Here is a 19,931-nt window from a genome sequence, read left to right on the forward strand (position 1 = left end):
ATAAAAAACGGTAAGAGTTCTGAGGATAGAACTTTTATCGTTTTTTTATTAAAATTGATGAGTTTGCTCCGTTTCTAAATGCTAACCATTTTCTTCTTTAATAAAGAATCGTATCAATATTAGAGTTAGTCAATCGTTATACCTGCGCTTGCAAAGCCTGCTATAGAAGTAGCAAGACTAATACCTTGTGTATTTGTAGAGATAACTAATAAGACTTTATCTTGTGCAGATACCGCTATAGATTGAGCTTGAATATTAGCAAAAGTATCACCAATAGAAAGTAGAGTACAGGATGGAAGTGATAAAGGTGTTCCGACTGGACTGAAAGTATTACTGCTTGCAGGTGCAACATATATTTGTATTTGAACGTTTACAGAACTCGGTAATAAAGCTAATCCTGTTGTCGCGCTAAAGAAACTAGATAATGATGTGATTGTTTCAGTACGAGGCATAACGAATGCAAAGTCTAAAACACTTCCATGTGCTAAAGTTATTGTTGCTCCGGAAACTTAACACCAGCAAATGAGCTTCCAAATCCAAGTATAGTGCTAGTATTCACACTAACTAAAATAGTAACTAACGTAGCAGGTGATCCAAAGAGATTGTTAATGTATAATTAAGTTGATATATTTCGGATGTTTTGACGCGAAGTACATTCTTAGGATTATTATTTTCCACATCAAGAAGAACGGGAATGGATACGTTTGAATTTGGATTATTACTAGGTAAAGGAATTGGTTGACTTTCAGAAATAGGCTCATCACCTGCTAAAAAAGCAATTCCGAAAGCAGGGAATTCTTTTACTGGAAGGGCAATGAAATTATAACAAGAATCCACATTTTCACTTCTTTGTACATTCTTATTTTATTTAATGAAAAAAGTAAGTGAAATGTTATAGACGGGTTACTAACTTTACTGTAAATAAGGAATATACCTAATAATAGGCGTGTATGGAATCTTTATCTGAAATCGCATTCGATTTCTTCCCATGTCATATGAGTACGTAAAATATCATCTTCTATTAACTTACTTCCCATTTGGACTTCAATGAATTCTAAGTCAGTAATAGCACGTGCTCCATGCATTGTTCCAGCTGGAATGTAAATAACATCGCCAGGTTTTATCATTTTGAACTTTTCGTCTATAATAAGTTCGCCTTCTCCTGCAATAATTGTCCAAACTTCTTCGCGCTTAAAATGCATTTGATAACTGAGATTTTTTCCAGCTAAAATTTTAAGCCTTTTGGTTAAAACTTCATTCCCATCTTTAAGTTTCTCGTAATCTAAAACACGGTAATTTCCCCAACGTTTTTCTTCATACATAGGTCTTGAATTCTCGTGATTAATAAGTTCTTTAATTTTTTCACTTTCCTGTTTATCAGCTATCAAAATACCTTCAGGGCTTGCTATTATAATGCTATTGCAGATATTTGCAACAACAAGAGGAAGATTTAGTTCATTGATGATATGAGTATTAAGGGTATTTTTACTTAAAATCCCATTTCCGATAATTTGTGTATCCATAATCTCTGTAAGAGTATTCCAAGTTCCTAAGTCACGCCATGCTCCCTCATAGGGTATTACCACAATATCATCGCATTTTTCTACAACTTCATAGTCAAAGCTTCTTTGGGGAAGGGCGGAATATTGTTGTATAAGTTCTTCATACTGAACGGGTATTTTCATAGAAGTTAGGTATTGAATTAAAAACCCTAATTTAAAAGCGAATACGCCGCAATTCCAAAGAGCTTCTTGTTGAATAAGTTCTTTTGCCTTGCTTTGTAGTGGTTTTTCAATAAACTGGTTAACTTTCATATATGGAGGTATTTGTGCTGATGAAGAATGGCTAGGGGTAGTCGTAATATAACCATACTGTTCAGAAGGATGTGAAGGTCGAACGCCCATAAGTGCAAGTGATGCGTTTGAATCTGTCAAAATTTGCTCAAGTTTCAGTAAGGATTCAAAGAAAGAATTTTCTACATACGCATCAACAGGCATGATACAAATAGTCTCATTACCATCAACATTTAGGACAGAGTGGAGATAGACTGATGCTAGAGCAATAGCGGGGAAGGTATCTCGTCGATCTGGTTCGACGATAAGAGGAAGTTGATTGTCAATCTGATTTTGAATAATATCAGTTTGTGATTTGCAAGTCGCGATATAAGTAGATTTTGTTAAACCGATAGATTGAACTTGTCCTACAATTCTTTGAATCATGGACTCCTGAACACCATGCTCGTTACGAAGTATTTTTAAAAATTGTTTGGATCTAGGGTCATTTGATAGTGGCCATAAACGTTTTCCTGATCCTCCAGATAGTAAAATAAGTTTCATATTATCCCAACTTTCTAGTGATATTAAATCTCGATGTTATGGGGTGTAGCAAGTAAAGTAAGTAGGGATTTTTATGCATATTTAATTTTTTTCGTACTCGCTCATCTTAAAAGATGAATGTTTCTTTGTAATAGTATAATCTTACTTCCAATCATATCTTTCTATTTATAAAACTCATCTTCAAAAATTTGTATTGTTCATATTTCTTTTCCTATGTTAATTCATTGTCAAAGCAGTTCTTTATACTTAAGGATTAAATGTTGTTGTGAAAAATTGAGTTTTATATTCCCTGTACTTACTGTTTAAGTTTACAAAATATAAAAATTTAACTTAATAAAATTATATGTTGCTTGTAGTTAATAGGTGATAATTTGTCCATAAAATAGTCATATTATCCCGATACTTTTGAGCGATTATCTTCCATCTTAAGAAGGAAAAAAGATAGGATGGGAATAACTGCTGGCATGTTCGCGGTTAGTTTAACGAATCATCAATGGGGGATCCCCCCATTGATGGAAGTTGTACTTTATCTATGTCTATTCAACAAAGTACATGTATAACGTTTTCGTTCTATTGTTAGTTTTATTCAACTTTTATTATATTGTTATTTATTCTTACAGAGAATTTATTTGAATTATTCAAGCTGAAATTTTAAGTTGTGGTTAAATTAGGTTAATTTTTCAACAATAAGGTTCGGTATTTCACAGGTATGAGTTCCATTCCATAATAAACGTATTTCTTTTAGGAGATCTGCATTTTCTGGGGAGATTTGTAAGGTTAAGTTTATGAAATTTTTTCCGGCCTTTACTTTAGAAATATCCTGTGAAGTTAATATATTAAACTGTGGACTCCATACTCCTATTGCAAAAGTGCCAATAGGTGAATTGTAATTTGTAGAGGAATTCAGTTCAAAAGAGAATAGATATTCGCCTGGATGCATTTTTCCAATATATTGCCCAATAAACATTCCAGGAGAGTCGATTCCTTGTTCCACTCTACGAGTTATAAATTGTCTTGTGTGGTCGTATACTAATTTTCCTGTAAACGAATTGATTTTTTCTGTGCTGAAGATAATTCGCTGTCCTAAAGCTATAGGTAAGTCCGTTTGAATGGAGTTGTCGCGAAAACAATCCTCCTGAGTAAGGTTTAAAGAAATTTCATGATTGTACTGTTGTTTCCTGTGAGCTACAATGTATGGTTGAATATTTTTTAAGAAGTTTTTGGCTCTTACTAAAGCTGCTTCTCTTTTGAATATATTTCCTAATATATTAGATTGATTATGAGCAAGTTTTTCTAATTCGGTAAAGTTATTCATTGTTTTAAGAACAAATTCTTTCATCTCTTCTGTGTCAGAACACATACCTATTGTTTTAAGGGCGGAATTGCTTATGCCATTGTCCCTTGCCTCTTGGGCAAGACCTGATTTTTCTAAAAATACTGTGGGAACTCCCATACTTAAAGCTTCAATAGGAGTGTAGTGCACATGATAGTTAGAACCGAGACCAAAGTAAACAAACATTCTACTTTCAGCAATCTTTGAATAAAAAAGATTGTCTTCTGTATGTCCAACTACTTTCTCCGAAATATCTTTGACTATATTCTTTGAGTTTTTTCCTAATACAATAAAAGGGATATTTGAAAATTTTTCGTTAAAATCTTTGAATATCTTATTAGCTGCTGGATTACCGTCCAAATATGAGATTGTAGTACTAATAAAGTTTTTAGAGTTTCTTCCTTTCCATTTGAACCCTAATCTTTTGTTGGAAACAAATGCATTTAGATAAAACTTATTTTTAGTAATTCTAGGATCTTCAGGAACGTCCAAGCTCTTTAGTATTGGGCACCATACATATTTATCTGTTTCTACTATCTTATCTATATTAATGTTTAATCTAGCCATTTCGTTTGTATAGGTAGTATAATCACCGTGACCAAATACCCTAAATATGATATATCCTTGATACCATTTTGTGATGTTTGCTAAAATATCTGGATAGTTAGAAATAAATATTATATCGAGCCATTGATTAATAAGTTTAGCTTCATCTGGATTTAATTTCCCTTTTTTTTCAAGTATGTTAATTCTTCTAATTTTTTCAACGATATTGGTAGGTAAGGTACAAGATTTTCGCCAATGAGGATACAATCTGTCACTTTCATTGTCATAATTACTATCATACTTCAACCAAAAGGGGTCTCCTAAGCATGGGATTACCTCTGCTCCTGCCTCAATTAACAATGGAACTTCTTCGTATCTCAAAGTTTGATGAGTACACAACCAATACACTCTTGGGGAAAGCATATAAATAAGCACCACCTTAAAGGAGTTTTTGTCGTAATTTTTTTTATATTTCGACTACTCTGTTTAAAAATTAATTTACTGCTGAAAAGGAAATCTAACTTCACAGGAATATTTTCGTGTTTCAATATAAAGTGACTATTTTGGTTTTCTTATTTTGGTTTTTAATTGATAATTAATTCGGTCATTAGCGTATAATATTCTTGTGCAATATCGCTCCAATTTCTCTTAAGTATGTGTTGAATTGCACTTTTTTGTTGTTCTAGCAAATTGTTATCGTGTCGCCATAGTTTCTGAATTGCGAGCATAATTTCATCTGTAGAGTAGGGGTTAAATGTTATAAATTTTTCGATATCTGTTATAACCTCTTCAACAACTTCAATCCTGCTCACTGCTACAGGAGTATCCATAATTAAAGACTCTAATAGCTGAAAAGGACAACTCCCTTCAAAAAGTGTTGGAACAATGGTTCCTATCGCATATTTATATAGAAGTGGAATATCATTTGGTTCAATCCTCCCTAAAAAAATGACACTATCTCGTATATTTACGTTATTAGAATTGTTAAGTAGTGTTATAATTTCTTTCTCTTTAGGACCATAGCGAAAGTGATCAGTCAGAACTAGACTAAGGTTGGATGAAGAACCTTCAGTGATTTGTCGGAAGTTCAAAAAGGCTTCAATAAGTCGATCATGATTTTTATGTAGACGAATAACGGAAGGGTAAACAATATAGTTGTTATATAAATTATATTTATCCCTAAATAAAACTTCATTATATGAATCTATGACATCATATTCCTCAACTGGAGGTGCCAATCTAATGACATGAGTTTTTTCCTTAGGTAATTTCAAGAATTTCAATCCTTCATGATTTCTCGTAAAGATAGAATTAAAAACAACTTTTTTAGCTTTTTTAGCCACCTTTTTAGCGTTATCTGTAAATTTATCGTAGAACTCTGGCTGCCTTGTATATATATCCTTAAAATGCATATAAACTAAATCGTGTAAACAAGCGATAAAGGGTTTGTTTAAATTTAGCGCCAAATCCATACCTATATAAGGAACGATCCAAATATCCACATCAATATTTTCATTTACCCAGTCTACAGTTTCGAATTTTTGGATGGATAATCTGTTAGGAAAAGATAAAAAGGTCTTTTTGAATCCATTGTTAATATCTATATAGTTTTGTTTAGTAGTTACAACAGTTATAGTTACATTTTCATCATGACAAAGTAAACCTTCTGTTAATCGGATAATAAATCGTCCGATACCTTCTCCATCAAAATGTTTACCTACTTTCACTGAATATCCAAGAAAAAAACCAATTTTTACAGAAGGGACTTGGGAAGGTTGTTGAGTGTTTGGGGATATTAAAGTGTTGGACGTTACAATATCAGATTCTAAAAGCAGACGGCATTCTTTAGATAATAGAAAGTTTACCATTAAATTTTTTCTTTGAACGCCAGAAACTAAGTTATTCACATGAATTTGAATTTCCTTTAAATCTGGAGATCGATTTAGGAATTGTTGGTATAGTGAATAGGTAAATTCCATGTCATCCAAATTGTAAAACCTATAAATTAAATCGGAAATTAACCCTGGTTTCGTTGTCTCTGTTTTTTCTGATTGGGTGTGTTGTGTATATAGATTAAGTGCTTCTTTAGTTAGCATGATTTCTTTAATGATTTCTCTTCTTTGGGTGTGGGTTAGTTTTTTTCTATAGTAATTTAGCTCCTCATGCTGGGGCTTCCTGTATAAAATTTGCCTAAAAAGTTCATGAATAAACGCTTCTTCTGATAATCTAACTGCTTTTCGTAAAATATTAATGATTGTATCTGAAGGTGAAGTAGGATTATTCATCGTAGTCACTCCTTTATGGCTTGAAAATTGAGTGATATATAAAGAATAATTTTTTATTCTTTGAAAGAGTTCTCATTTTTAGTAGAAATTCACAATGCGTATTTCTTGTAGGTAGAAAAGATATCTTGTCTTATATTATCAATAAATAGGAATAAAAGATTAGTAAACTACAATTATTATTTTAAATGTATATAGTTATTATTGATCACCGGGATAAATACAGTCTAATAGTTAGGTAATAATTATTTGATTTATAGGTACAGTGTATTTGTAATTGTGAATATCTGGTGACTGGAATTATCAAGATCTTTGTAAGATATAGAATTTATAATAATTAAGCTAAGGAATATAAAAGACATATTGTCTAATTATATGTTTTTTATTACCGTCAATATTTACTTAATTACTAGAATGCATAGTGCGATTTTTTTGTTTGATAGTTATACTTGACGTTTTATTATATTCTTCTACAGCATTATTATGCTTTTTTTTTTGAATGTACAAATTTCACTTTTTAGATAGTACTTATAGAAAGTTATGAGGCATATACTGAAAAAAATTAAGCGTAAGGAGATGACTTTTAGATGAATGAAGGACAGTCTAGCGAGAAAAGAAGTCCTTTATTATTATTTCTTCATATCCCTAAAGCTGGGGGAACTACATTGACAGATTTGATTTGTAGGCAATATTCAAATAATATACATTATGATGTGAATATACAGGGAATACTTCCTCAAGGGGTACTTTCTTATAAAGAGCAATTAACAACTGCTGACACTTTATGTGGCCATTTTTTGTTTGGCATTCATCGTTACCTTTCTAGGCCCTTTACCTATATTACAATGTTGAGACATCCGGTTGAACAAGTAATCTCATGGTTTTATTTTGCTCATAAGAATTCAAACCAGTACAAAGAATTGTTTTTTGAAGAGACGATTGATGAGTATGTAAGCAACCCAAAATTTAATTATTCTACAGTCAATCTGCAAACGCGCTGTATTACAGGTAATGATGTTGCTGATTTGCAGATGGCGAAAGAGCATATTGAAAAATATTTTTCTGTGGTAGGGATTACTGAATTGTTTTCTGAATCTTTGTATATCATGAAAAAAGAATTCGGATGGAGGAATATTAATTATAAAAAGTTAAATGTTAATACAGAAAGACCTTTAAAAGAAGAAATTCCGCAGAAAGTGATTGATAAGATACTGGAAAAAAACGAGGTAGATGTGCAATTATATGATTATGCTAGAAAAAAATTAGAAAATAAGATTGCTTCCCTAGATACAAACTCAATTAAAGAATTGCGTTTGTTTAAAAGGAAACATAGGCTATAAAAATATATAAACTCAAGTTGAAAACCGAAATAAAACCATTCTTTTTCGATGGGTGAGAGCATCTGGCCATGCATAGAAGCGGTCAGGGCATTTTTTGCCATATGCAAAACGAAACAAAGAGAGAGAGAAAGTAAGCGCAGCCGTCTTTTATTTCTATAGCCGCAATTTATGTGTTGGAAAATTAAATTGGATTTATATAGATATGCTTCTTTCTGTGTAGGAATTTGATGAAAGACTAGATTATTAATACACAGAAGGAGGTGTTTTTTATAATAAAAAAGACCATAAGGTAAAAATTTAGTTAGTGAGAGATTTACTCTAAAAGTTTACAATAATGAGTGGTAAAAATATGAATGGTTTACCTATAAAAAAGCTAATGTCGGATAAAAAGATAAGAATATGTCATATTATTTGAGAGCTTAAAGCAGCATAGGATGATATGTAAGGATATTTGACTCAGTAAAGTATCCTTACATACATTTCAAATATAAAAACAAAAGGTTATATATAAATAGTTTTATTAATAATGTCATAATATTCCTTTGCGACATCGGCCCACCTTCGATTTAAAGCAGTGCTGATAGCAGATTTTTGCTGGTTTAACATTTGTTTTCCGTTTTTGCTTAACTCATATATTGCTTTTGATATTTCTTCAACTGAGTATGGATTAAATGAGAAAAAAGCAGGCATATTTGTAACTACTTCACTTGTAACTTCTATTTGGCTAGCAGCAATCGGGGTATCAAGTATAAGTGATTCGAGGATAGGGAAAGGGCAACTTCCTTCAAAAAGTGTGGGAACGATTGTCCCTAAAGCATATTCGTATAAGGAAGGCATAGTGTCTGACGGAACCCTATTAAGAAAGACAATACTGTTTTTTATTTGTTCATTAGTACAATGCAGATAAACATCTGGAAGATGAATGGGTCTATTACGGTAGTGGTCTGTAAACACTAATTTTAAATTAGAAGGTGGTTTCTCAAGGAATTGCTTGAATTTTATAAATGCCTCAATAAGAAGAGAATGATTTTTATGCGGACGAATAACCGATGGATAAACAATGTAATCGCCATATAATTTGTATTTATTTCTAAATGAGCTTTCATCATATATATGGTACGCAGTGTATTCTTCTACAGGAGGTGCCAATCTAACAACGTGAGTTTTTTCGATAGGTAGCTTTAAAAATTGTAACCCTTCATGGTTTCTTGTAAAGTTAGAAGAGAATACGATGACAGAAGCTTTATCGATTAATCTGTGGATAAAACGATCCAGACGGTAACAAAACTCATCCGTATTTCCTTGATAATATAATTCTTGAAAGTGTAAGTGAACTAAGTCGTGTAAACAAAGAATAATAGGTTTATCTAAATACATAGCTAATTCTAAGCCGACATATGGCACAATCCATACATCTACTGGCAATTCGGTATTAATGAATTCCATACTGTCAGATGCATAAAAGATAAGTCGCTCAGGGTATAAAAGCACGAGTTGTGAAAATAGATTACGAAGACTACTAAGATTTATTTTATTTGTTACAACATAAATTTTTATGGTTGGATCATACTTAAATAATCCCTCTGCTAATCTTGTACTAAATCGACCAATTCCTTCTCCTTCTAAATTGGCGGGATAAGCCAATCCTAGGAAAATTCCAATGTTTTTTATACTTTTGTTTTGATTTTGTTCTCTATTTTTTATATGCAAGTTACTGATAGAATTAGCGTCGGTTAATACTTTTTGAAATTCATTTGTTGTTAGTATTTTTTTTATTATCTCTATTCTTGATTGTTTTGTTTTTAAGCAAACTGATAACTGTTGGACTTCTGTTTTTATTGGATTACGAGCTAAAAATTCATTGTATAAAGCATGGATAAAGTGTAATGCATTTGATAGGAAGAATGAATGAATGAAGCTACTTATCGTTTTGGAAGCATTAGGAGGAGGAGAGGGAGGGGCTTTTTGACTGTATAAACCTATCGCCTCTCTGCTTGTCAGGATTGCGACTAAAATTTGTTTTTTGGCTACACCTTTCGCAAGTGTAGTGTAAAAATGAAAGAAACCTTTTTCGTCAGGTTCACGATGCAGTATTTGTCTATATAATTCCCATACAAAATCTTCATGATTAAGGGTCCATATTTGTCGCAATAATTCAATAATATTTTTACTGTTCGTTTGATTAAGTATGTTGCTGAAATCATTGTTTCTATTTCTTAATCTTACTATGTCCATCGTTCACATCTCTTTTCATCGTGGTGTATTTAGATGAAAGATAGCTGTAGCAAGGAGGTATTTCTATAGCTATTAATGGGATATGTTGTTTTTAAGCAAAGGCTCATTATAAGTTTAAGAGAGGGGCATATATCATTTTTTCATTCTTACCTCGCTTAATGCTTCTTTTATTTTTAAGCTAATATATCGAATGTCATCATCTGTCAGGTTTCCGTAACTTGGAACATTAATACCCTGAGCAGAAATACGATTTATTATAGGGAATTCTGATGTTTCCTGTAAATTTTGATAAGGAGGCAATGTATGCATAGGATAGAAAAAAGGTCTAGTTTCGATTCCTTTATCTTTTAAGCGATCCATTAACAAATTCCGTTCGTTTTCAGTAAAATCTCTACATAGTATGCTAAACATCCAGTATACATTTTTAGCCCATTCTTTTTCGATAGGTAATATGAGACGTTGATCATCTTTTAGATTTTGTATATATTGATTGGCGATTCTAATTCGTTGTTGAATATGCCAGTCAATGTTCTCGAGTTGTGCGCAGCCAATTGCTGCTTGAATGTTGGTCATACGATAGTTATATCCTATAACTGGAAACCAATATTTACGTTTTAAGTCTATTCCTTGTGACTTTAGAATTCGAATCTTTTCAGCTATGTGGTCATCATTAGTAGTAATCATTCCACCTTCACCTGTTGTAATAATTTTATTGCCAAACAAACTAAAAGTAGCACAATCACCAATTGCTCCTGTCATTTTTCCTTTGTATTGCGCTCCTATAGCCTGAGCAGCATCTTCTATAACAAATAAATTATATTTTCTTGCCAATTCTTTAATAGGGTCCATATCAGCTGGATGACCATAGATGTGAACAGGAATAATTCCTTTTGTATGCGGTGTGATTTTTTCTTCTATTTTCGCAGGATCAATATTCCATGTTGTTGAATCAGAATCAATAAATATAGGAGTTCCTCCACAATAGACAACTGCATTTGCTGTTGCAACGAATGTAAAAGTCGGAATAATGACTTCATCACCTTCTTTAATGCCATATGCTAAAAGAGCAAGATGTAAAGCTGTTGTTCCGTTACTACAAGAAATAGCATGTTTCACACTGCAATACTGTGCAAATTGTTCTTCAAACTTTTGAATATAGGACCCGTTTGAAGATATCCAATTAGAATCGAGGCAGTCTATGACATATTGTTTTTCATTTCCATTTAATATAGGACTAGCGATAGGATAAAATTTTGTCATCAAAATGTCCTCCCTACATAAAAATAAAGTTAAAGTTAAAGTACAAGTCAAGAGGGATAGGCAATATAAAAAAGTTATAAAATTAAAGCTCATAATCCTTTTCTTTGCTGTTGTTGTCGTTCTAAATCGCTATCGACCATCATTGTAATTAGTTCTTTAAAATTCACTTCTGGTTTCCAGCCTAATGCTTTTTTCGCCTTTGCTGGATTTCCTAATAGAAGATCTACTTCAGCGGGTCTCATAAATTTTGGATCTTGAATGACATGATCTTCCCAGTTTAATCCGACGTAATTAAAGGCAGTCTCAACTAATTCTTGGACAGTATGAGTTTCCCCAGTAGCGATAACATAGTCATCTGCATGATCTTGTTGAAGCATGAGCCACATCGCCTTAACGTAATCTCCTGCATAGCCCCAATCCCGCTTCGCATCTAAGTTGCCTAAATGGAGTTTATCTTGCAGTCCCAATTTAATTTTAGCAACTCCATCTGTTACTTTTCTTGTAACGAACTCTAAACCGCGGCGAGGAGATTCATGATTAAATAAAATTCCTGAACATGCAAAACTATCATAGCTTTCTCGATAGTTCACAGTAATCCAATGTCCGTATACTTTAGCCACTCCATAAGGGCTTCTTGGATAAAATGGAGTTGTTTCTTTCTGGGGAGTTTCCACTACCTTTCCGAACATTTCGCTACTAGATGCTTGATAAAATTTAGCATCTGGTTTGGTAAGCCGAATCGCTTCAAGCATATTTGTAACTCCAAGGGCAGTTATTTCCCCTGTATAAATAGGTTGAAGCCAAGAGGTTGCGACAAAAGATTGGGCGGCCAAATTATATACTTCATCTGGATTGGAAACTTTAACAGCTTGAATTAAGGAAGCTAAATCACGTAAATCTCCTGAAAGAAATTCAATCTCGTCTTTTAGATGTTTAATGTTTTCATCGTTTTCTGTTGCAGTTCGTCTTTTTAATCCATAAACTTTATAGCCTTTATTTAACAATAATTCTGCTAAATAAGAACCGTCCTGGCCTGTAATTCCAGTAATGAATGCTTGTTTCATATTTTCACCCCATGCTGTATATAATCAAAACCTTTATCTCCTTTAATCATATGTTTCATATACCTTGACTGCTACTGAAACACCGTTTATTTTCATCATTACATGAATAAGATAGGCAGTATGGAAGAACTCAGTAAAATAGAGAGGCGAAACAATTTTACAATTATTGTTTCGTCTCTCTAGAATAATGAATAGATGATTTATACATTAAATAAAGGTTCATCACCAAAAGACGGGGGTGACATATAGATAGATGTACACTCCACTCCGAGTGGACGCTTTCCGCGGGCGAGAGCGAGCCTCCTCGGCAAGCCTGCGGGGTCTCACTTTCCTCGCTATTCCCGCAGGAGTCGCCACTCTCCGTTCCGTGTATTGAAAATGTTTCACTTTCAAAAAATCAACCCCATATTACGGTGATGAACCTAAATAAATCTTAGTTCTGTCAATCGTTTTTCAATCATGTTTCCAATCACATTTGGTGAAAAATAGGTCATTATGGTCTCTTGTCCTTTCCTTGCGATAAGATTACACTGTGTTTGATTAGAGATAAGTTGGCGCATCAAATAAGCTGCATGCTCAATATCTGGCTTAGCCCATATTTGATAATGTTTGTAAGGACCGTAATTTCGTTTTATTGGGACGAGGGCATAATTGACAGGATAAGAATTATCTGCGTTCATAAAATCAGTATTACCAGACCAATTTGTACCAATTACTGGTTTTCCTAAATACATTGCTTCTGCTAGTACCAGTCCAAATCCTTCAGAACGGTGTAAAGAGACAACACAGTCAACTGATTGAATTAAGGCATTTACTTCTCCTCGAGTTAATGATTGATTAATAAGATAAATATTACGATTATCTTGAATTAGATGCTGAATCTGTTTCACTTCTGCAAGATTATTATTTGAATTATTGATTTTTAAAACAAGCCCAACGGAAGGATCATCCTTAGAAAACGCTTTTTGAAATGCTTGAATAGATGCAACTGGATTTTTGCGTTGTTGTATACTTCTAGGATCATACATGGAAAGAAATAAAAAGCGATCTGTTGGTAAATTAAAGTATTCACGACTTATACCTTCAGGGCATTCTACTTGGATGCAATGCGGGATACGAATTACAGGAAGGTTTGTTTTTTTGGATACAGCTTCTAGTACAAAAGATGAGGGAACCCATACTTCATCGACAAGTTTGAAGCTGGTATACCATTCCCTGGGAAGCTCTGGAAGCTCCCAATGCCAATAACCAATATTGTAGCGACCATTAAAAAATTGATGCCCAAGCTGTTTATAAGCGGTTGGAAATATATCTGGATTCATATGAAAAATATTCACATCGTGGGTAGGAGCGGTTATTTCTTTATGTTTCCAAGAGAAATCTAATGATTTTACATGTGGAAGCGAATAATTAATAATACCAAATGGAATGTTGGCACTTTGGATGGACTTTGCTGCGAGGCGACAAGATTCTCCTAGTCCAAATTCAGCACGTGCGTATCCTACTAAATTAATGCCTTTTTTTAATGGCGTTTCTTCAGTCTTTTGCATTGCTTCGCTTCATTCCTTTCATCAGCACCTCCGCCACTTCAGGACGAGTAAACTCAGACGGCAAAGTTTGTCCGTTACGAAGTATTTCTCTAACTTGGGTACCACTTAAAATAACACGATCAGTATTAGAATGTGGGCATGTTTTGACAGAAGCCATGCTCATACACTTTTTACAATAAAAACTGTGTTCGAAAAATAGTGGTTGAATTCCAATTGCAATGAGATCAAAATTACGAAAGATTCTTTGGGCGTCGTACGTTCCGTAATAATTTCCTACACCTGCATGATCGCGGCCAACAATGAAGTGTGTACAACCGTAATTTTTTCTTACAAGCGCATGCATAACGGCTTCCCGAGGACCTGCGTAACGCATAGCGGCAGGGTAGATAACGAGGCGGGTGCGGTTAGTTGGATAATAGTTCTTCAGTAATACTTTATAGCTTTCCATTCGAATATCTGCAGGGATGTCATCTTTTTTTGTTTCTCCGACAAGTGGATTCAATAATAACCCGTCAACGATTTCAAGTGCTGTTTTTTGTAGATATTCATGTGCACGATGCACAGGATTTCGTGTTTGAAACCCAACGATAGTTTTCCAACCTAAATCATAAAACATATTTCTTGTTTCTTTTGGATCCATATAAAAATCTTGGAAATTTTTGTGTGAAGGTTTATTTAACAAAGAAATAGGTCCAGCTATATATATATCACCTTGTTCATATAATTTTTTTACACCTGGATGAGCAACTTCTGTTGTACCAAATACGAGCTGTGCTTCTTTTTGTTTATCATAATGAAACATATCTGTTATTTGCATAAATGCATAAGGAATCTTATCTTCTCCGTAAAGAATCACTTCAGTTCCAATACGCAAATCTTTTGCTTCATCTTGTGTGATAGGTAAAGTGATAGGAATTGTCCATGGCAGTCCATTTTTTAAATGCATAGTCATTAAGACGCTTTCATAATCATTTCTATCCATAAAACCGATGAGCGGACTAAAGCCGCCGTTTGCGATTAGTTCAATGTCAGAAATACTCCAAGCAGAGATCGTTAAAGAGGGGAGTTCGTTTACTTTATTTAAATATTCTTCACGCTCCGCTCCTTGTAATTCACGGTTAATTAGTATACCCCCATGAGGAAAAATTGTATCTATTGGACAGTCCATCATAATCCTCCTTAAATTGATAAGTAGTGATGTTTTTTGAGAAAATCTACGACTTGTATCGCGCATGCTTCAGCTGAACAACGATTAGAATCAAGAGTAATTTCTGGATTAAGTGGTTTTTCATAAGGGGAGGAAATTCCGGTAAATTCGATAATTTCTCCACTTCTAGCTTTTTTATATAAGCCTTTTGGATCTCTGTTTTCGCAATTTTCTAGAGAGCAGTCGATATAAACTTCAATAAACTCGTCAGGATGTACATTATTTCTAACCGCTTCACGATCGTTGCGGTATGGTGAAATAAATGTTGCCAACACGATAATGCCACAGTCTACAAACAATTTTGATACCTCACCTACGCGGCGGATATTCTCTTTGCGATCTGCTACTGAAAAACTAAGATCTTGGTTTAATCCTTTTCGGAGATTATCTCCATCAAGAATATAAGTGGAAATTCCTAATTGATGCAGCTTACTTTCAACGATATTGGCAATTGTGGATTTTCCAGATCCTGATAAACCTGTAAACCAAACAATGCAGCTTTTATGTTTATGCAAATTTTGTCGATCCTTTTTTGTAATTGAAAAGTGATGATAATATAAATTTGTTTGTTTTTCCAAAAAAATTTCTCCTTTCATATGAAGTAAAAAATGATTTAGTAATCAAGAACGTTTTTGACAATACAAAGTTAGTTTGTGTTTGTTTTATTTACATATAAAACGGCCAAAAGTATGGGATGAGTAGGACAGAAATAATCATGAAAAGGAAACCAAGCGGGAGACCTATTTTAAGAAAATCTATGAATTTATAGCCACCTGCTTGATAAACAATTAAATTTGCTTGATATCCTGTAGGTGTAGCGAAACTAGCAGAGGCAGCGATTGTAATAGCTATAATAAAAGGTTCGGGACTTAAAGACAGTTGTTTAGCAACGGAATAAGCAATAGGGAAAATGAAGGCAGCTGCCGCCGTGTTTGATAAAAATTCCGTACTAATCCATGTGAGTAAATAAATGATAGCAAGTAATGCTGTTGGACTAAATGTTGCGGTTTCGCCTACGAGTGTGTTAGCGAAGTAATTTGCGATTCCTGTTTTCTCCAAGGCGCTTGCCATTCCAAGAGATGACCCAATCATGATAAGTAAGCGTAAATCTATATACTTTCTTACTTCTTGTACTGAAATGGACTTTGTAATGAATAATAAGATAACACTTAAAAAAGAAGCAGTTAAAATCGGTAGAATCCCTATTCCTGCACATAATATCATGAGAAGGAAGATAAAAAGAGGAATAAAGGAGGTTATCTTTTGATTTCTAGAAGGATTTTTAGGGGAACCAGTTTCGTGGGAAAGAAAGTAAAAATCATTAGAGTATTGATTCTCTATAAAAAATTTGTTTTCGGATAAAATATATAAAATATCTCCCGTTTTTAACCGAATAGACCCTATTTTTGAGAGGGTTCTTTTACCGTTCCGAAAAACAGCAATTACAACAGCGTTGTATTTTGAGCGAAACTGAATTTCTTTAACGGTTCGATTGGATAAACAAGATTGTTTGGATATTACTATTTCTGAAAGAGTGATGTCATTATTGGAGGAGTTTTCGAGACTTAATCTAGAACTGAGGTGTAATGTAAAACCCTCAACTTTTTCCAAGTTGGAAATGGTAGAAATGTCTCCTGTAAATAACAAACAGTCACTTTGATTTAGTATATAATCTCCAGAAATTGGGATTATTATGTTTTCGTCTCTCATAACTCCAATTAAATATAAGCCTGCAAGGTTACGTAAGTTCGCTTGCTTAATTGTTTTTCCTATAAGTGGGCAACTTGATTCAACTTGAACTTCTCCTAAAAATGCATTTTTATTCTCTTCATCTATTTTGCTTCCTTTTTTGTATTCAGGAAGGAGTTTGCTTCCTATAAACACCATAAATAGAATGCCGATTACAGTACATGGGATGCCGATGATTCCTAATTCGAACATAGAAAGTCCATGATTACCTTGTTTTTTTAGTAATGAGTTTACAACAATATTTGTAGATGTGCCGAGCAATGTACACATCCCCCCCATACTAGCTGCATATGCTAAGGGAATTAACAGTTTTGACGGAGCTAGGCCGATTTTTTGCGCCCAATTTTTTATTATTGGTGTAAGAATTACTATAATTGGTGTATTGTTAATAAATGCGGAGAGACTAGCTACAGGTATCATCAACTTAAGAATTGCTTTTTTATGACTTCTCTCATGACCGATTATTAACCGTGGAATTTGTTTGATGAAATCGTTCTTATTAACGGCAGAAGCTATAATTAATAAGGCTCCAATTGTTAATGTTCCTTCATTTGAGAACCCATCTAAAGCCTCAGAGGGAGCTAGGACTCCAAACATCATTAAAGAAACTAGTCCGCTGAACATAACGATATCAGCTGGAAATTTTTCGCACATTAAAACTATAAATGTAATAAAAATAATGAGGAGTGTAATTATACCGTGAATGGTCATATGATTCACCTATTCATAAATTGTTTTAACTGAGGGATATTGAACATGTAAAAGATAGAACAATAACATCTTGGTTAAATCACTTAAAGGAGAGTAGCTTAGATTAGTGCCTTAATACTTTATCGTATCTTTACTTTCGTTATAGAATGCATAGATGAAAAACCCGTAACTATATATCCCAATGTTTTATCAATTCCATTATATAAAACAGTCATTATCTTTATATGTTATTTTTAGTGAATTGACACTGTTTTTGTGAACTTATACATTTGTAAGCTAGATTTGTAGGAAAGGACTTAGTATTTTTTATTAAGTATGAAGGAATTGAATTTTATTTAGAATTTTCCGGGAATTTATTTCGATACTAACTTTGTATAAATTATATCAATACTTGAAAATGGTGAGCAGACATCCTTAAACTTTATTTTTTAGTTCTGCCTTCTTGAAATTCTACATAGCTATTGCTGAAAAGGTTTTATTCTTACGTTGAAACATTAGAAAGGCTGTGGAATTTATAAAGGTATTTAGTATACTAGAAAATAACAAATAGTATGGCAGTTAAAAGGTGACAAGCAGTATAAAGTATCTGTCAGTTCTATTTAATTAAGAATATTTTTGATTGAGTGAACACATGAATACTTTATGAGTAAAACGATTGACTGTAGAGGGGGGATGATTTTTGAATCCAAAAGTGTCAATTATTCTTACTAGTTATAATAAACCTGCATTAGTGGGGAAAGCGATTGAAAGTGTGTTAAGACAAACTTTAGATGAATGGGAACTTTTTATAATGGATGATCATTCGAATGAAGAAACAGTAAATGTTATTAAACAATATTTAGATGACCCAAGAATCACTTATATAAATAGCTTCATAGAGGACGAGGAACGTTATAAAAAGACGAGGTATGCCGTACTTATCAATAAAGCTATTCCGTTAACAAAAGGAACGTACATTTCTTATTTAACAGACGACACCGTCTATGTTCCGAAGAGGTTAGAAGAAATGGTATCTTTTTTTAATATAAATGCCAAGATAGATATTATTTATTCTTCGCAACAAGTGAAATTTGTAAACAACCAATTGAAGCTCCTTTCCGAAAGAGTAAGCAGAGCTCAGCATGTACTATATCAAGCAGCTAACGTTGTTGATCACTGTTCAGTTATGCATACACGTGCAATTTTAGAGAAAGTTCGGGAGAAGTATGGGGAATATTGGGATGAAAGTCCTGTTCATTGGTATAATGGAGATGCGGATTTCTGGGAGAAATTAAACACTTTTCAGCCATTCCATCCTATCGATATAGTGCTTGATATAACATACAAAACACCTTACTCTATTCAAAATCTATATAATAATTTACCTATAAAAATTCCGAATGGGACTTTGATAAAAGGGGAGAATCCACAGGTTTTTCTGATTGATCAGCAGCAAAGAAGGCTCATTACAAATGAGATGTTTACGTATTTTAAGTATAACTTAAAGAAGATAGTTATGATACCTGATTCTTTTTTATATGGATACGTAGAAGGTCCACCTATTGATAAGCCAACTATTATTCCAAATTTACGTATTATTCAAAGTGAACAAAATAAATTTTTCTATCTCGAAAATAATAAAAAACGACCGATAATGAATGTTTTAGCTTTTCGTAAATTCAAATTTTCTTTTTATGAAGTTATTAAAATAAACTCAACTTTACTAGATCATATACCTCAAGGATTGCCGATCTATCCTATTTTATCGCAGAATACTTGCTTGCCGGAAAATAAGGTATTTATATATAATAAACAATGTTCCATTACAATGAATTGTAAGCTTCATCTTATTGATAAAAAAATATTGAAAAAGCTTAATCTTTTAAATGATTGCATATATGTTTCAAGAACTGAGATGGAGAAATTTGAAAAAGGAGAACCGATTAGTTTGTATCTTACCAGATTTCTTAAATAGCACCGGCAGTTTTGCTTTTTATAAAATTGTTAATTCCCCCTCTTACTCTCAATTTTGATTTCACAGTTATACAATATCCTTTTCTTCTTGCAACCACCGGATTTTTATTCCGCTATTCGTGGGTAGTAAGACCGCCACCTCAAGCTTCAGAGAAGAGCGAAGAAGATAGGTGGGGGCTAACTGCTGGAATGTGTCCGATTGGTTTAACTAACCATCAGTGGGTGATGAAGAAAATTCCCACTGATGGAATTTTTATTTTATAGAAAGTGAAAAATCATCGGTAATACAACCGATGATTTTTGATTTAGAGGTTAAATAAATTAGTTATGCTATGGGCCTGAATAACTATATGCACATAGAAGGA

The 19,931-nt window shown here is 33.2% G+C and carries 14 protein-coding genes; 2 read left to right on the forward strand and 12 right to left on the reverse strand.

The genetic code is table 11. The features are described from left to right. Positions 1–125: 125 nt before the first annotated feature. From PLX19_RS04750 to PLX19_RS04770, 5 genes are all read right to left on the reverse strand, one after another. Positions 126–494, reverse strand: coding sequence for an exosporium glycoprotein BclB-related protein (locus PLX19_RS04750; protein ID WP_272187476.1), 369 nt, complete (start codon positions 492–494; stop codon positions 126–128). Positions 495–576: 82 nt separating this feature from the next. Then, positions 577–837 carry a hypothetical protein gene (locus tag PLX19_RS04755; protein WP_272187346.1) on the reverse strand — a complete coding sequence of 87 codons (261 nt, stop codon included), beginning with the start codon at positions 835–837 and terminating at the stop codon, positions 577–579. A gap of 122 nt (positions 838–959) precedes the next feature. Further along, positions 960–2,336, reverse strand: coding sequence for a sugar phosphate nucleotidyltransferase (locus tag PLX19_RS04760; protein WP_272187347.1), 1,377 nt, complete (start codon positions 2,334–2,336; stop codon positions 960–962). A gap of 667 nt (positions 2,337–3,003) precedes the next feature. Continuing rightward, positions 3,004–4,521 (reverse strand): hypothetical protein, encoded by a 1,518-nt coding sequence (locus PLX19_RS04765; RefSeq protein ID WP_272187348.1) that lies wholly within the window; start codon positions 4,519–4,521, stop codon positions 3,004–3,006. A 278-nt stretch (positions 4,522–4,799) separates the two neighbouring features. Next, a complete protein-coding gene (locus tag PLX19_RS04770) occupies positions 4,800–6,500 on the reverse strand; it encodes a DUF4214 domain-containing protein (RefSeq protein ID WP_272187349.1) in 1,701 nt (566 codons plus the stop codon). A gap of 584 nt (positions 6,501–7,084) precedes the next feature. Between PLX19_RS04770 and PLX19_RS04775 the strand changes: the two genes are divergently transcribed. Next, positions 7,085–7,837, forward strand: coding sequence for a sulfotransferase family 2 domain-containing protein (locus tag PLX19_RS04775; RefSeq protein ID WP_272187350.1), 753 nt, complete (start codon positions 7,085–7,087; stop codon positions 7,835–7,837). Between the two features lie 501 nt (positions 7,838–8,338). On the opposite strand, the gene PLX19_RS04780 is transcribed toward PLX19_RS04775, so the two are convergent. The 7 genes from PLX19_RS04780 to PLX19_RS04810 all read right to left on the reverse strand — a co-directional run bounded on the left by PLX19_RS04780 (position 8,339) and on the right by PLX19_RS04810 (position 17,613). Then, positions 8,339–10,072 carry a DUF4214 domain-containing protein gene (locus PLX19_RS04780; protein WP_272187351.1) on the reverse strand — a complete coding sequence of 578 codons (1,734 nt, stop codon included), beginning with the start codon at positions 10,070–10,072 and terminating at the stop codon, positions 8,339–8,341. 132 nt (positions 10,073–10,204) lie between these two features. Further along, positions 10,205–11,332 carry a DegT/DnrJ/EryC1/StrS family aminotransferase gene (locus PLX19_RS04785; protein ID WP_035437158.1) on the reverse strand — a complete coding sequence of 376 codons (1,128 nt, stop codon included), beginning with the start codon at positions 11,330–11,332 and terminating at the stop codon, positions 10,205–10,207. Positions 11,333–11,421: 89 nt separating this feature from the next. Continuing rightward, on the reverse strand, positions 11,422–12,396 hold the full coding sequence (gmd, locus tag PLX19_RS04790; protein ID WP_272187352.1) for a GDP-mannose 4,6-dehydratase: 975 nt from the start codon (positions 12,394–12,396) through the stop codon (positions 11,422–11,424). Between the two features lie 422 nt (positions 12,397–12,818). Continuing rightward, positions 12,819–13,946, reverse strand: a complete 1,128-nt coding sequence (locus PLX19_RS04795; RefSeq protein ID WP_272187353.1) for a glycosyltransferase family 4 protein — start codon at positions 13,944–13,946, stop codon at positions 12,819–12,821. Continuing rightward, positions 13,933–15,114, reverse strand: coding sequence for a sulfate adenylyltransferase (gene sat / locus PLX19_RS04800; protein ID WP_272187354.1), 1,182 nt, complete (start codon positions 15,112–15,114; stop codon positions 13,933–13,935). Before sat ends, PLX19_RS04795 begins: the two co-directional genes overlap by 14 nt. An 11-nt stretch (positions 15,115–15,125) precedes the next feature. Next, on the reverse strand, positions 15,126–15,731 hold the full coding sequence (cysC, locus tag PLX19_RS04805; RefSeq protein WP_231559751.1) for an adenylyl-sulfate kinase: 606 nt from the start codon (positions 15,729–15,731) through the stop codon (positions 15,126–15,128). Positions 15,732–15,819: 88 nt separating this feature from the next. Beyond that, positions 15,820–17,613 carry an SLC13 family permease gene (locus PLX19_RS04810; protein WP_272187355.1) on the reverse strand — a complete coding sequence of 598 codons (1,794 nt, stop codon included), beginning with the start codon at positions 17,611–17,613 and terminating at the stop codon, positions 15,820–15,822. A gap of 679 nt (positions 17,614–18,292) precedes the next feature. On the opposite strand from PLX19_RS04810, the gene PLX19_RS04815 reads away from it, so the two are divergent. Continuing rightward, positions 18,293–19,567, forward strand: a complete 1,275-nt coding sequence (locus PLX19_RS04815; protein WP_272187356.1) for a glycosyltransferase family 2 protein — start codon at positions 18,293–18,295, stop codon at positions 19,565–19,567. The last annotated feature ends 364 nt before the right edge of the window (positions 19,568–19,931 follow it).

The sequence above is a fragment of the Bacillus sp. BP-3 genome, assembly GCF_028401955.1.
Taxonomy (GTDB): Bacteria; Bacillota; Bacilli; order Bacillales; family Bacillaceae_G; genus Bacillus_A.